At 67.1% G+C, this 13,599-nt stretch carries 11 protein-coding genes and 2 tRNA genes; 9 read left to right on the top strand and 4 right to left on the bottom strand.

Translation table 11 applies throughout. The annotated features are described in order from the left end of the window. The first annotated feature begins 339 nt into the window (after positions 1–339). From IU448_RS08020 to IU448_RS08005, 4 genes are all read left to right on the top strand, one after another. On the top strand, positions 340–543 hold the full coding sequence (locus IU448_RS08020; RefSeq protein ID WP_063059615.1) for a cold-shock protein: 204 nt from the start codon (positions 340–342) through the stop codon (positions 541–543). Positions 544–965: 422 nt separating this feature from the next. After that, on the top strand, positions 966–2,564 hold the full coding sequence (gene serA, locus IU448_RS08015) for a phosphoglycerate dehydrogenase (RefSeq protein ID WP_195054768.1): 1,599 nt from the start codon (positions 966–968) through the stop codon (positions 2,562–2,564). A 246-nt stretch (positions 2,565–2,810) separates the two neighbouring features. Next, positions 2,811–3,818, top strand: coding sequence for a 3-isopropylmalate dehydrogenase (locus tag IU448_RS08010; protein ID WP_195054767.1), 1,008 nt, complete (start codon positions 2,811–2,813; stop codon positions 3,816–3,818). A gap of 106 nt (positions 3,819–3,924) precedes the next feature. Further along, on the top strand, positions 3,925–4,527 hold the full coding sequence (locus tag IU448_RS08005) for a Uma2 family endonuclease (RefSeq protein WP_195054766.1): 603 nt from the start codon (positions 3,925–3,927) through the stop codon (positions 4,525–4,527). A gap of 316 nt (positions 4,528–4,843) precedes the next feature. On the opposite strand, the gene IU448_RS08000 is transcribed toward IU448_RS08005, so the two are convergent. Continuing rightward, positions 4,844–6,070: an MFS transporter gene (locus IU448_RS08000; protein ID WP_195054765.1), complete on the bottom strand. Its 1,227-nt coding sequence runs from the start codon at positions 6,068–6,070 to the stop codon at positions 4,844–4,846. A 186-nt stretch (positions 6,071–6,256) separates the two neighbouring features. Here IU448_RS08000 and IU448_RS07995 point away from each other — a divergent pair, with 186 nt between their 5' ends. From IU448_RS07995 to IU448_RS07980, 4 genes are all read left to right on the top strand, one after another. Beyond that, complete coding sequence (locus tag IU448_RS07995; protein WP_195054764.1) at positions 6,257–7,018, top strand: fumarylacetoacetate hydrolase family protein; 762 nt, start codon at positions 6,257–6,259, stop codon at positions 7,016–7,018. Between the two features lie 13 nt (positions 7,019–7,031). After that, positions 7,032–8,507 (top strand): glutamate--tRNA ligase, encoded by a 1,476-nt coding sequence (gltX, locus tag IU448_RS07990; protein ID WP_195054763.1) that lies wholly within the window; start codon positions 7,032–7,034, stop codon positions 8,505–8,507. A 697-nt stretch (positions 8,508–9,204) separates the two neighbouring features. Beyond that, positions 9,205–9,276: transfer RNA gene (locus tag IU448_RS07985), tRNA-Gln, on the top strand. A gap of 147 nt (positions 9,277–9,423) precedes the next feature. Next, positions 9,424–9,496: transfer RNA gene (locus tag IU448_RS07980), tRNA-Glu, on the top strand. 419 nt (positions 9,497–9,915) lie between these two features. Here the strand turns inward: IU448_RS07980 and IU448_RS07975 are convergent. From IU448_RS07975 to IU448_RS07965, 3 genes are all read right to left on the bottom strand, one after another. Further along, complete coding sequence (locus IU448_RS07975; protein WP_195054762.1) at positions 9,916–10,632, bottom strand: chloramphenicol phosphotransferase CPT family protein; 717 nt, start codon at positions 10,630–10,632, stop codon at positions 9,916–9,918. A 92-nt stretch (positions 10,633–10,724) separates the two neighbouring features. Next, a complete protein-coding gene (locus tag IU448_RS07970) occupies positions 10,725–11,252 on the bottom strand; it encodes a pyridoxamine 5'-phosphate oxidase family protein (RefSeq protein ID WP_195054761.1) in 528 nt (175 codons plus the stop codon). Between the two features lie 34 nt (positions 11,253–11,286). Further along, the gene (locus IU448_RS07965; RefSeq protein ID WP_195054760.1) at positions 11,287–11,988 is read right to left on the bottom strand and encodes an IclR family transcriptional regulator; all 702 of its coding nucleotides are present in this window, start codon (positions 11,986–11,988) and stop codon (positions 11,287–11,289) included. A 143-nt stretch (positions 11,989–12,131) separates the two neighbouring features. On the opposite strand from IU448_RS07965, the gene leuC reads away from it, so the two are divergent. After that, the gene (gene leuC, locus IU448_RS07960; RefSeq protein ID WP_195054759.1) at positions 12,132–13,547 is read left to right on the top strand and encodes a 3-isopropylmalate dehydratase large subunit; all 1,416 of its coding nucleotides are present in this window, start codon (positions 12,132–12,134) and stop codon (positions 13,545–13,547) included. Positions 13,548–13,599 lie beyond the last annotated feature (52 nt).

Below are 13,599 nucleotides of genomic sequence, written 5' to 3'. Positions count from 1 at the left end.
TCCTCTCGAACTCCGGCCGCGGCGCGGCAGGAGTATCCGCGCCGATACGGCGATTGGGCTTCAACCCTCGCGCAAACGAAGCCGGAATGTCACCGATTTTCGAGGAAATCATCCCTTTGAACTACGGGGTATCCCTGGGTTCACCCCCGCGAACCGGGAAATGCGCGGCAAGTGGCGCTCTGTGCTGGTCATATCGTGCGCGATATCACCGCGTTCTGCCTCACAAACAGCGGTTTCGAACGTGCAGGAACTTCCCGGGACGTGGCATCGTTGTCAGAGAGATCAGTCGGATCGACCGAGGTCCGGCTGGCTCGCAACAGAAAGTATGAAGTAAGTATCATGGCTCAAGGCAGCGTGAAGTGGTTCAACAGCGAGAAGGGCTTCGGCTTCATCGCGCAAGACGGGGGCGGTCCTGACGTCTTCGTGCATTACTCGGCAGTCGCCGGCTCCGGCTTCCGGACCCTCGAAGAGGGACAGCGGGTGGAGTTCGAGATCGGCCAGGGCCAGAAGGGTCCGCAGGCTCAGGATGTTCGCGCCATCTGAGTGATGTGACGAAATGACGGGGCCCCGCACCGCACGGTGCGGGGCCCTCGCCGTGTCCGGGGAGATGCGGCCGCCCTCGTCGTGTCCAGGGGTTCTCCGGTCGGGTTCCGCCCAGTCGGCCGGAACCGGCCCACGGAGCCCGCGCCCGAGATCCTTTGCGGCCATTGTCTCGGCTGATCCGCCGAACCGATGCCTCGATCTCCGACTGTGCCGGTGGCCGGGACATCCGCCGTCCTGAGCGGTCGCACAACCGTCCGGGGCCGGTCATGAGCGTGATTCCGCCCACCCGCCGGGCCGGGTCCGCACAGGTGACGCCACGTCCGGATACGCCCGACGGTGAGGGGGCGGGCCACAGCCGGATTCGCTGGAACTAAGCTTGGCCGCGTCAACTGGCCGTCCCCTTCATCCAGGAGAACCCCACCGTGAGCCAAGCAGGCCGTCCTGTAGTTCTGATCGCCGACAAGCTCGCCCAGTCGACCGTCGATGCGCTCGGTGACGGTGTCGAGGTCCGTTGGGTCGACGGCCCGGATAGGCCCGCCCTGCTCGCGGCGGTGCCGGAGGCCGACGCGCTGCTCGTGCGGTCCGCCACCACCGTCGACGCCGAAGTCCTCGAGGCCGGCAAGAACCTGAAGATCGTCGCCCGGGCCGGTGTCGGCCTGGACAACGTCGACGTCCCCGCCGCCACCGAACGCGGTGTCATGGTCGTCAACGCGCCCACCTCCAATATCCACACCGCCGCCGAGCACGCCGTCACGCTGATGCTGAGCGCGGCCCGCCAGATCCCGGCCGCCGATGCCACCCTGCGCGAGCACACCTGGAAGCGCAGCAGCTTCAACGGCGTGGAGATCTTCGGCAAAACCGTGGGCGTGATCGGCCTCGGCCGGATCGGGCAGCTGTTCGCCGCGCGTCTCGCGGCGTTCGAAACCAAGGTCATCGCCTACGACCCCTACGTCTCTCCGGCGCGCGCCGCCCAGCTCGGTATCGAACTGATGAGCCTGGACGAGGTGCTGGAACGCGCCGACCTCATCTCCATCCACCTGCCGAAAACCCCCGAAACCAAGGGTCTGCTGGGCAAGGAGGCCATCGCCAAGACCAAGCCGGGCGTGATCATCGTCAACGCCGCCCGCGGTGGCCTGGTGGACGAGGCCGCACTGGCCGAGGCCATCAAGTCCGGTCATGTACGCGCCGCCGGTATCGACGTCTACGAAACCGAGCCCTGCACCGACAGCCCGCTGTTCGAACTGCCGCAGGTCGTGGTGACCCCGCACCTGGGCGCCTCTACCAGCGAAGCGCAGGACCGGGCCGGTACCGATGTGGCGAAATCGGTGCTGCTGGCCCTGGCCGGCGAATTCGTTCCCGGCGCGGTGAACGTCACCGGCGGTGTGGTCGGCGACGAAGTCGCGCCCTGGCTGGACCTGGTCCGCAAACAGGGTGCGCTGCTGGGTGCGCTGGCCGACGAACTGCCGGTGAGCCTCGAGGTGCAGGTCCGCGGCGAGCTCGCCGCCTCCGAGGTCGAGGTGCTGCAACTGGCCGCGTTGCGCGGGGTTTTCTCTGCCCACGTCGACGATCAGGTCACCTTCGTCAACGCTCCGGCGCTCGCGCAGGACCGCGGGATCAGCGCCGAGGTCACCACGGTCACCGAAAGTCCCAGCCACCGCAGCCTGGTGGATCTGCGCGCGGTCTTCGGCGACGGCCGCACCCTCAACGTCGCCGGCGCGCTCACCGAACCGGCCCAGGTCGAGAAGATCGTCAACATCAACGGCCGCAACTACGATATGCGCGCCGAAGGCATCAACCTGGCCGTCCTCAACTACGCGGACCAGCCGGGCGCACTGGGCAAGGTCGGCACCGCCCTGGGGGCCGCCGAGATCGATATCCTCGCCGCCCAGCTCACCCAGGACGCCAACAAGGAAGGCGCCACCGTGGTACTGCGGGTCAACAAGGAAGTGCCCGAATCGGTGCGCGCCGAAATCGCGGACGCCGTGGGCGCCGGCAAGGTCGCGCTGGTCGACCTGTTCTGATGTAGCGGTGCGCCGCCGCGTCGTTCGACGGGGCGGGCGAGGGCCCCGCGTGGTTACGCTACGCTCCTCCGGGCCCGGCTCGCCCGCACCGAGTTCCGGCGGGGCGGCGCGCGGCCCGTGCGAATCCCCCGGGTGTTCCGCGCCTGGGCGGCCCGCGCACAAACACTGTCCCAGCGGCGGCCGCACCCGGACCGCCCGGCCGCGGCCCGCTCGCGGCACGTCGTATCCAGAAAGCGTGGTTGTGTCATGAAGCTCGCCGTGATCCCCGGTGACGGTATCGGCCCGGAGGTCGTCGCCGAGGCGCTCAAAGTACTCGATGTGGTACTGCCCGGCGTGGAACGCACCGAATACGATCTCGGCGCCAAGCGCTACCACGCCACCGGCGAGATCCTGCCGGAATCGGTGCTGCCGGAATTGAAACAGCACGATGCGATCCTGCTCGGCGCGATCGGCGATCCGTCGGTGCCCAGCGGCATCCTGGAACGCGGCCTGCTGCTGCGCACCCGTTTCGCGCTCGACCATCACGTGAACCTGCGGCCGTCCAAGCTGTACCCGGGCGTCGGCAGCCCGCTCGCCGGTAGCCCGGAGATCGATTTCGTGGTCGTCCGTGAGGGCACCGAGGGCCCCTACACCGGCACCGGCGGCGCCATCCGCGTCGACACCCCGCACGAGGTCGCCACCGAGGTCAGCACCAACACCCGCTTCGGTGTCGAACGCGTGGTCCGCTACGCCTTCGCCAAGGCGCAGGCTCGCCGTAAACACCTCACCCTCGTGCACAAGACCAACGTTCTGGCCTTCGCCGGTTCGCTGTGGCAGCGCACGGTGGACGCGGTAGGCGCCGAGTTCGCCGATGTCGAGGTCGCCTACCAGCACATCGACGCCGCCACCATCCATATGGTCAACGATCCGGCCCGCTTCGACGTGATCGTCACCGACAACCTCTTCGGCGATATCATCACCGACCTCGCCGCCGCGGTGAGCGGTGGTATCGGCCTGGCCGCCAGCGGCAATATCGACGCCACCGGCACCAACCCGAGCATGTTCGAACCGGTCCACGGCAGCGCCCCCGATATCGCCGGCCAGTCCAAGGCCGACCCGACCGCCGCCATTCTCTCGGTCTCCCTGCTGCTCGAGCACAAGGGCGAAACCGCGGCCGCCGCCCGCATCCAGGACGCGGTCGCCAAGGACCTGTCCAGCCGCACCGGTACCGCCTCCACCACCGAAATCGGCGACCGGATCGCGTCCGCGCTCTGACCTGGACGTTCCGTACTTTCGGCAACGAAACCGGGTTGTCTGTCCGCTACCATCGGGGATACCTGGGCGTATCCCCGATGGACGGCCCGAGCGCTTGGAGGGCAGCATGACCGCGTGGCACGCCACCAGCGATGCAGGCTTCGGCCCGTACACGGTGTTGGATCTCTACGATCTGCCGGAAGACGGTAAAGGGTTCGAACTCGAAGACGGGTGGTTGGTCGAGGTGGCCGCGGGGGCACGACACAACTACATCGGCTGGTCGCTGGCTCGGCGGATCGGTAGCGCTGCGGAGGGCGCGGACGCATTCGTCTGCGATGGCGGGGGGTGGGAGATCAGTACACCGTCGGGTGTCCGTAAGCCCGATGTTTTCGTGATACCCATGGCTGTGGCCCGAGCCGCCATAGTCGACGAGTCGCCGAAGCTGATCCCCGGCATGGACGTGCAGCTGGTGGTCGAGGTGGTCTCGCCGGGCAGCGGCAGTGAACGTACCGACAGGGTTCGTAAGGTCCGGGAGTATGCCGGTTTGGGTATCCCGCAGTACTGGATCGTCGAACATCAGCCCAAGATCCGGATCCACCGGGGCCTTCTCGACGGTGATGCCTATCGGTGGGAGCCACCGGTGGGCGAAAGTCGCGAATTTTCCGCCGAATTCGATCTCGATATCCCCGTTCGGGTGTCCTTCGATCCCGCGGCCCTCATCGATATCTGACCGGGTTTCGGTCGCCGGATCAGGCCCGCGATATGCGGTCCGGCCGTTCGGCAGTGGTCGTTCGACCGGACACCCGCCGTACTCGGTCGTTCACGAACATCGCCCCCTGTGTGGTCCGGCGCAGTCGCATCTGCAGCTGTCCGCGTCGCGGGATAAGTAGCCCGGCCCGCAGAGCCGGGCCGGGCTAGCCGATACCGGCCGTTGTGGCGGTCCGGGACCTCCGCGCCCACGGCGATCCGCGAGACCGCCGATGGCCGGCCGGGGGCAGGAAACGTGGTGCTATCGCATCGTCGTCGCGATGGCCCCGGCGGCTGGGTTATTCCCGAGGATTCTCTGAACCGAGAGGGACTAGTGGGATGGCTACCGCGGCCAAGGCGGCCGCCGCCAAATAGGCGGCCGGGAAACCGGTTGCGGTGATCAGTCCGCCGAAGACCGGGGGGACAGCGGCGATCATCAGGTTCTGGCCGGTGTTCTGGATACCGAGCCCACGGCCGCTCCAGTAGGGACCGGCGAGTTCGGCGATGGCGGTGAAGGCCAGGCCGTTGTCGGAGACCGAGACCACCGAAGCAATCACCATCAACGGTATGGCGGCCCACCAGCATTCGGTCCAGGCGGTCAAGGCCAGTAGTGCCATGGTGGTGACCGCGGCGACGGCGATCAGGCGCAGCGGGCGCATCCGGCTGCCGACGCGATCGGACCAGGCGCCCGCACCGATCCGGCCCAGTGCACCGAGTACCTGGCTACCGGTGACCAGGGCGCCGGCGGCGGCGAGGGACCACCCGATATCGCGGTGCAACCACAGCAGTGCGAAGGTCCAGACGGTGCCCTGCGGAATGACCAGCAGAATGGACACTCCGTGGATACGCCAGAGGGTGCCGGCGGCGCGGTACGGGTTGGCGCCGGTGGATCCCGCACGTGACGGGCGGGGCGGGTCGACTATGCCCAGCAGGCAGCCCACGGCCGCCAGACCTGCCAGGACCGCCGGGACGAACAGCGCGGAAGCCACCCCGGCACTGTCGGCGACCAGTGGAATGGACAGTGCGCCGATACCCACACCGAGGGGCTGGCCGGTCTGCCGGATACCCATTGCCAGGCCGCGCCGCTCGGGCGGGAACCAGCCGACGATCACCCGGCCGCTGGCGCCGTTGGTGCTGGCGGCGCCCATACCGCCGAGGAACAGCAGAACACCGAGCAGGGGGTAGCTCGTTGTGAAAGCGGCCGTGGTGCCGGCGGCGCACATGATCAGCGGTCCGGCCACCAGCGCGATGCGTTCGCCGAATCGGTCCACCAGATAACCCCAGGCGATGAGGGTGCAGCACAGCCCCACGGTCGGCAGCGCGACCAGCAGGCCGGCGGTCGGCAGCGGCATACCGCCCGCGGTGAGCGCGGGCAGTAGGAAGGGGACACCGTGGACGAAGATCGCGCTCGAGGTCTGGGCGAAGACACCGAGGGCGAGCATGAGCCAGCGGTGTGCGGGGGACACCGGTTTCGGCCGGTGTCCGGGGGCGGCGACGCGGGCGGCCGCCGGTGAACCGTGTGCCATAGTTCCCCATCTCGGAATACAGCAGCATCATCTCAACATATGGGAAATGCTTCTCAAATTATGAACTATGGTCACCGTACACCGCCGGGGGCGCGGTTGTGCCGGACGGTGTCACTTCGCGTCGGCCCACATGCCGACCGGTCGGGTGCATTCGGGCTGGTGGACGCGGCTGGATAGACTCCGGGGATGCGTCTAGGTCGAGTTGCCAGCCCCGACGGGGTCGCTTTCGTCGCCATCGACGGCGAGACCGCCAAAGAAATCGCCGAACACCCGTTCGGCACGCCGACGTTCACCGGCCGCAGCTGGCCGCTGGCCGATATCCGCCTGCTCGCCCCCATCCTGGCCAGCAAGGTGATCTGCATCGGCAAGAACTACGCGGCCCACGCCGCCGAATTCGGTGGCCAGGCACCGGAGGAACCGGTGATCTTCATCAAACCGAACACCTCCATCATCGGGCCGAACGTTCCCATCCAACTGCCCCCCAGCTCCTCCCGGGTCGACTTCGAAGGCGAACTGGCGGTCGTGATCGGGCGGCCGTGCAAAGACGTCGCCGCGTCCCGCGTCAAGGATGTGATCCTCGGCTACACCGTCGCCAACGACGTCACAGCCCGCGACCAGCAGGCCCAGGACGGTCAATGGACGCGGGCCAAAGGGTACGACACCTTCTGCCCGCTCGGGCCCTGGATCGAAACCGAACTGGACCCGGCCGATCTCGAGATCACCACCGAACTCGACGGTGAAGTCAAGCAGCGCAGCACCACATCGCTACTGCTGCACGATATTCCGGAAATCATCGAATGGGTGACCCGGGTGATGACCCTGCTGCCCGGTGATGTGATCCTCACCGGCACACCCGAAGGTGTCGGCCCCATGAAAGACGGCCAGAGCGTCTCGGTGACCGTCGCCGGAATCGGAACACTCACCAATCCCGTTGCCGCCAAACGCTGAACGAAAGAGAGACATGACAAACGTACGGGTCCGTTTCTGCCCGTCGCCCACCGGAACACCGCATGTCGGGCTCATCCGCACCGCACTGTTCAACTGGGCCTACGCCAAACATCACGGCGGAACATTCGTCTTCCGAATCGAAGACACCGACGCCGCACGGGATTCCGAGGAATCATATCTGGCGCTGTTGGACGCGTTGCGCTGGCTCGGCCTCGAATGGGACGAGGGCCCCGAAATCGGCGGACCCTATGCGCCGTACCGGCAATCGCAACGCCGCGATATCCACCTCGATGTGGTGCGGAAACTGCTGGAAGCCGGCGAAGCCTACGAATCCTTTTCCACGCCAGCAGAAGTCGAAGAACGCCACCGTGCGGCCGGCCGGGATCCGAAACTCGGCTACGACAATTACGACCGCGATCTGACGCCCGAACAGATCGCCGAATACAAAGCTGCCGGGCGCGGCGCCGTGGTCCGGCTGCGTATGCCCGACACCGACCTCACCTGGAACGATCTCGTCCGCGGCGAGACCACCTTCAAAGCGGGCACCGTCCCCGACTTCGCGCTCACCCGCGGCACCGGCGACCCGCTCTACACGCTGGTGAACCCGGTCGACGACGCCACCCAGCGGATAACCCACGTCCTGCGCGGTGAAGACCTGCTCTCCTCCACCCCCCGCCAGCTCGCCCTCTACGCGGCCCTGCAGCGTATCGGCGTCACCGATTTCACCCCGGAATTCGGGCACCTGCCCTTCGTGATGGGACAGGGGAACAAGAAACTCTCCAAACGCGACCCCGAATCCAACCTGTTCCTGCACCGCGACCGCGGCTTCATCCCCGAGGGATTACTGAACTACCTCGCCCTCCTCGGCTGGAGCATCGCCGACGACCACGATGTGTTCACGCTCGACGAGATGATCGCCGCCTTCGATATCTCCAAGGTCAACTCCAACCCGGCCCGCTTCGACCAGAAAAAAGCCGATGCGATCAACGCCGAACATATCCGGATGCTCGCCCCCGCCGATTTCGCTGGACGGTTGCGCGAATACTTCGTCCGGCACGGATATATCGGTGAAGAAATCGACGAGAAAGTATTCGCCGAAGCCGCCGAACTCGTTCAGACCCGAATAGTCGTACTCGCCGACGCCTGGGATCTTCTCCGATTCCTGTTCGCCCCCGCCGCCGACTTCGAAATCGACCCGGCTGCCGGAAAGAAAAACCTCGGCGAAGGCAGCCGGTCGGTACTCGACGCGACCATCGACGCACTCGAACCGCTCACCGCGTGGACCGCCGCCGAAATAGAAGAAGCGCTGAAAACAGCACTCATCGAACGACTCGAACTGAAACCCAGAAAAGCGTTCGCGCCGGTACGGGTCGCGGTCACCGGGTCCCATATCAGCCCGCCGCTCTACGAATCCATGGAACTGCTCGGCCGGGACGAATCCATACGGCGCCTGCGCGCCGGCCGCGAATGGGTCGCGCCCAGCGAATAACCCCGCCCGGCGGACCCGAGTGACTACCGCCCGGGCTCGGTTGCCGCCGGTGACCGGGCCCGGGACTCGAGGCGGGACTGTCGCCGTCGCGGTCCGACGACGGCCCCGACCGGGATCCGAACGCCGGACACAACGCGCCGGAATTCCGGCGTGGCCGGTTGCTGTGCCTACGCGGATCGGTGCCCGAGGCGCTCGTTGCGCGCCGGGACAGGCAGTGAAGCCGGGGCAGTCGATAGGGCCGGCCGCCATGCCGCGGCCTCGGTAGTCACGTCGGCCGTGAGCGCCGGTCGGGCCCGTCGTCTCGGCCGTGGAGACCACGTGAGTCCGGTGACCCCAGGCCGCGAGGCACGAGGTAGGCGAGGACGAGTGCCGGTGCTGTTCGATCCGGATCCGCCGCCAGGGCCGGCGACCCGCGGCACACACCCGACCGGGTGCGTGCCGTATCCCACAGCCGGGCGCCGCTGCGGCAACCTTGAAAACACGGCCCGGGCGACCGGGAACGAACACCGGCCCGGCAGGTAGCCCGGCCCACCGGAGCAACCGCCCCCGAAACTAACCGCGAAATAGGACAACCGACCCCAACAACCCCGGACTGACCAGGCGATTTGTAGTTCCCCCCGAACAGTTTGGTACTCTCTTTCTCGGCCGGAGAGACGGTGCCGTCGCAGCCAGCGACGAACCCGAAAGCCCAGGTCATTGGGGTATGGTGTAATTGGCAACACAGCTGATTCTGGTTCAGCCATTCTAGGTTCGAGTCCTGGTACCCCAGCGGAGATCGCTCTCTACTACATCCTCCAGATGCGGTGCGGAACGAACAACCAGGCGATTTGGTCGCCACCGCCCGGTCGGTTACGCTGATCGAGCTTCGGATCGAAAGATCCACGATCCGCTCCAGCCAGGAGTCGATCGAAGTCCTGGCCCCGTCGTCTAGCGGCCTAGGACGCCGCCCTCTCAAGGCGGTAGCGCGGGTTCAAATCCCGTCGGGGCTACTCAGCTGCGAGGCCCATGCTCATGGAGAGCATGGGCCTTTGCTGATTCGCGATGTTTTGCGGGGGTTCGACCCCCGCACCCCGACCAGGCGGGCTCGGCGCCCCCTGGACCCCCCTCCGTGGAGGGATTCCTACGAACGTTCTGCCGGGGCTGCGCCCCTGGACCCCTTTGGGGTTGGTGGCGTGCGGTGAGGCGTGGTGCTGGGTGAGCCGGGGGATGTGCCGGTCAGGTCAGTGGTTGCCGGATGTACCCGTGAAGGGGGCCCTGCCAGGGCTTTGCCGGGGCTGCGCCCCTGGACCCCTCTGTGGTTGGTGGCGTGCGGTGAGGCGTTCGTGGTCGGATGCGTCCGGAGGGCCTAGAGCGGGTCGGCTGGGGCTTGCGCCGCTGATCCCTCGGTTGTATGGGGTGGGGCTGCCGCTCATCGTGTGGGGGATTGGTGACCATCGAGAGATGCGGTAAGGCGTTGGTGCCGGGTAAGGGGTGGGGAGTGGCTGGTTGGTGCTGGATGCGCCCGCGCGAACGGCGGCGGAGGCGAAGGTCGATAGCCCGCTGTGGCCCGCAGGCGGTCGAACGCGCGGGTTTCCGGGGCGCGGATCAGGAAATCCTTGATCCGGGCGGAGCATTCCTCGATGGAGGCGGCCGCGGTATCGACTTCCAGGTCGTAGATTCCATGGGCATGGACCGAATCCAGCTGTCCGTTAGCCGTGCCGATGGACCGGTCGGCGCGGTGGCGTTCCCGGCGGCGGAGTTCGGTGGGTGGACAGTGCACGCCAACGAAAACGACGTCGATACCGGTCATCACGGCCAGGCAGTCGGAGAGTCGCCAGGGTTCACTCAGGACGTGGTCCATGATGACGTCGTTGCCTGCCCGGGCCATACCGGCGACAGCGCGGTGGAAACCGGCGCGGGTGTTGCGGAGGACCGCTGCGAGACCGCTCGGATCCAGTTCGTGGGTCCGGGATTCCGACCGCATGGCACCGAACATATCGACGCCCATGTGGAAGAAGAGGCGTTCGAGGTCGCGCAGCAGTCTGCGCGCGATGGTGGTCTTTCCGGAGCTCGAGACTCCGTTGAGAAGAACGATCCGGCCCGGGGCCGGCTCGCCCGCACAACCGGGGCCGGACAGATTCGCCATGAGTACATGGTGACCGCCCGGCGGCGGCTGTCGGGCGCACTGCGCTCGGCAGCGGGCCCGCCCGGGTGATCGGAATCACCCGGGCTCGGGGCTCAGTCGTCGAGGGCGCCCGCGGTCGAACCGCCGAGGGGCATTTCGGGGAGACCGAGTTTGCGGTGGTCCCAGCTGCGGATGCGTTCGGGTACCACGCGGACCGCTACGCGCTTGTTCAGCATGCCTTCGACGTACTGGCGCATATCGTCGGTGTACGGGCCGGTGTAGCGCTCCCAGACGCTGACGCCGACGGCGAACAGTTTTTCGGGGTCGTCGATCACTTCGGCGTGGCCCTCGATGGAGACGCCGCGCAGGGTGTCGTAGGTCTGGCCGGCTTCGACCATGCAGGTGATGGTGGGATTTCGGCGCAGGTTGACGGCTTTCTGGGATTTGCCTTTGGTTTCGAACCACAGTTCGGGGACGGTGTCGGGGCGGCCGGGATCGGCGATCAGCGCGTACCACATGGCGGTGAGGTGCGGTTTTCCGTCGCTACCCAGGGTGGCCAGGGTGGCCACGCGGCTGCGGGTGAGGAAATCGGTGATCTCGGCGTCGGTCATCACGATCTGTGACCGTTGGTTCACTCCCATGGGCTCACCATAAGTGACGGCGGTTGCCTGCCGCTCAGAGTCGGCGGTGCAGGGCATCCGCCGCCGCCACCAGATCCGCGGCCCAGCGGGCGCCCGGCCGGCGGCCCATCCGGTCGATCGGGCCCGAGACGGATATGGCGGCGACGACGGCACCTTGCTGATCGCGCACGGGTGCCGAGATACTCGCGACCCCGGCCGCGCGTTCGCCGGCGCTCTGCGCCCAACCCCGTTTGCGGACATCGGCGAGGGTGCGTTCGGTGTACATGGCTTCGGCGAGCACGCTGCGCTGCAGATCGGGATCAGCCCAGGCGACCAGGACCTTCGCCGCCGAACCGGCGGTGAGCGGCAGCCGGGAGCCGATGGGCACGGTATCGCGTAATCCGGCGGGCGGTTCCAGGGCGGCGACGCAAACCCGCTGATTGCCGTCGCGGCAGTACAGCTGCACGCTTTCGCCCGTGATCTCGCGGAGCCGGGGCAGGATCGAGCTCGCGGCCTCGAGCAGTGGATCGGCGGCGCCGGCGGCGAGTTCGCCGAGGGCGGGGCCGGGGCGCCAGGCGCCGTCGCCGTTACGGGCCAGCAGGCGATGGGTTTCCAGGCCGACCGCGAGGCGGTGGGCGGTGGCGCGGGGCAGGCCGGTGCGTTCGCACAACTCGTTGAGACCGCAGGGCTGCTCGGCTACCGCATACAGCACTGCCACCGCTTTGTCCAGAACGCCGATACCGCTATGCTGTCTCATACAACGATATTAGCGTCCTGCATTCTGAGATGCCATCACGAACAGCCCAGGTGGGTCGTGGGATGGGGTCGCGATATTCCAGCTAGCGCGTATCCGCCGCGGGGTCACCGGGGCGGGTGCCCGGCCCGAAAGGTGATCGCAAAATGCCACGTACGCTGGCCGAGAAAGTATGGGAACAGCATGTCGTCGCTCGCGGTGAAGGAGAGGGTGAGGCCCGCGAACCCGACCTGATCTATATCGACCTGCATCTGGTGCACGAGGTCACCAGTCCGCAGGCGTTCGACGGCCTGCGGACGGCGGGGCGGCCGGTGCGCAGGCCCGATCTCACCATTGCCACCGAGGACCACAACGTTCCCACCGTCGATATCGACAAACCGATCGCCGATCCGATTTCGCGTACTCAGGTGGAGACGCTGCGGCGTAACTGCGCGGAATTCGGAATCCGGCTGCATCCGATGGGTGATCGCGAACAGGGGATCGTGCACGTGGTCGGCCCGCAACTGGGCCTGACCCAGCCGGGTACGACCGTCGTGTGCGGGGACAGCCATACCTCCACCCACGGCGCGTTCGGCGCGCTGGCCATGGGGATCGGCACCAGTGAGGTCGAACACGTACTGGCCACGCAGACACTGTCGCTGCGGCCGTTCAAGACGATGGCGATCACCGTCGACGGGGAATTGCCGCCCGGAGTCACCAGTAAAGACCTCATTCTGGCGGTGATCGCCGAAATCGGCACCGGCGGCGGGCAGGGATATGTGCTCGAGTACCGCGGTGAAGCCATTCGGAAAATGTCGATGGAAGCGCGGATGACGATCTGCAATATGTCCATCGAGGCCGGGGCGCGGGCCGGGATGATCGCCCCGGACGAAACGACCTACGAGTTCCTGAAAGGCCGGCCGCATGCGCCGCAGGGCGCGGACTGGGATGCCGCGGTGCAGGCGTGGGAGGCGCTGAAGACCGACGAGGACGCCGTTTTCGACCGGGAAGTGCATATCGACGCCGCCGCGCTGACGCCGTTCGTCACCTGGGGCACCAACCCGGGACAGGGTTTGCCGCTGGGCGAGAATGTCCCGGACCCCGCGCAGATCGCCGACGAAACCAAGCGCGAGTCCGCGGAGAAAGCGCTGCGATACATGGATTTGACCCCGGGGATGCCGTTGCGTGAGGTGGCGGTGGACACCGTATTCGTCGGATCGTGCACCAACGGCCGGATCGAGGATCTGCGGGCCGTGGCCGGGGTCCTGAAGGGCCGCAAGGTCGCCGACGGGGTGCGGATGCTGGTCGTCCCGGGGTCGATGCGGGTGCGTGAACAGGCCGAGGCCGAGGGGCTCGGGGAGATATTCACCGCGGCCGGAGCCGAATGGCGGCAGGCCGGATGCTCGATGTGCCTGGGGATGAACCCCGATCAGCTCGAGCCGGGCCAGCGTTGCGCCTCCACCTCCAACCGGAATTTCGAGGGCCGGCAGGGCAAAGGGGGCCGCACCCATCTGGTGTCGCCACTGGTCGCCGCGGCCACCGCGGTCCGTGGCCGGCTGTCGGCGCCCGCCGATCTGAACTGAGCCGCCGCGCCGCATTCCGAAACCTACGATCAGCTTCGAAACAGGAGAAATA

The sequence above is a fragment of the Nocardia flavorosea genome (genome assembly GCF_015477805.1).
In the GTDB taxonomy this organism is placed as follows: Bacteria; Actinomycetota; Actinomycetes; order Mycobacteriales; family Mycobacteriaceae; genus Nocardia; species Nocardia flavorosea_A.
The sequence above is the reverse complement of the archived record's forward strand: the minus strand, read 5'-3'. Positions and strand labels throughout refer to the sequence as shown.

Bases quoted from the DNA above. Each gene is read 5' to 3' on its own strand.
- IU448_RS08020 (WP_063059615.1), top strand. From the start codon at position 340: ATGGCTCAAGGCAGCGTGAAGTGGTTCAACAGCGAGAAGGGCTTCGGC.
- IU448_RS08010 (WP_195054767.1), top strand. From the start codon at position 2,811: ATGAAGCTCGCCGTGATCCCCGGTGACGGTATCGGCCCGGAGGTCGTC.
- IU448_RS08005 (WP_195054766.1), top strand. From the start codon at position 3,925: ATGACCGCGTGGCACGCCACCAGCGATGCAGGCTTCGGCCCGTACACG.
- IU448_RS08000 (WP_195054765.1), bottom strand. From the start codon at position 6,070: ATGGCACACGGTTCACCGGCGGCCGCCCGCGTCGCCGCCCCCGGACAC.
- IU448_RS07995 (WP_195054764.1), top strand. From the start codon at position 6,257: ATGCGTCTAGGTCGAGTTGCCAGCCCCGACGGGGTCGCTTTCGTCGCC.
- gltX (WP_195054763.1), top strand. From the start codon at position 7,032: ATGACAAACGTACGGGTCCGTTTCTGCCCGTCGCCCACCGGAACACCG.
- IU448_RS07975 (WP_195054762.1), bottom strand. From the start codon at position 10,632: ATGGCGAATCTGTCCGGCCCCGGTTGTGCGGGCGAGCCGGCCCCGGGC.
- IU448_RS07970 (WP_195054761.1), bottom strand. From the start codon at position 11,252: ATGGGAGTGAACCAACGGTCACAGATCGTGATGACCGACGCCGAGATC.
- IU448_RS07965 (WP_195054760.1), bottom strand. From the start codon at position 11,988: ATGAGACAGCATAGCGGTATCGGCGTTCTGGACAAAGCGGTGGCAGTG.
- leuC (WP_195054759.1), top strand. From the start codon at position 12,132: ATGCCACGTACGCTGGCCGAGAAAGTATGGGAACAGCATGTCGTCGCT.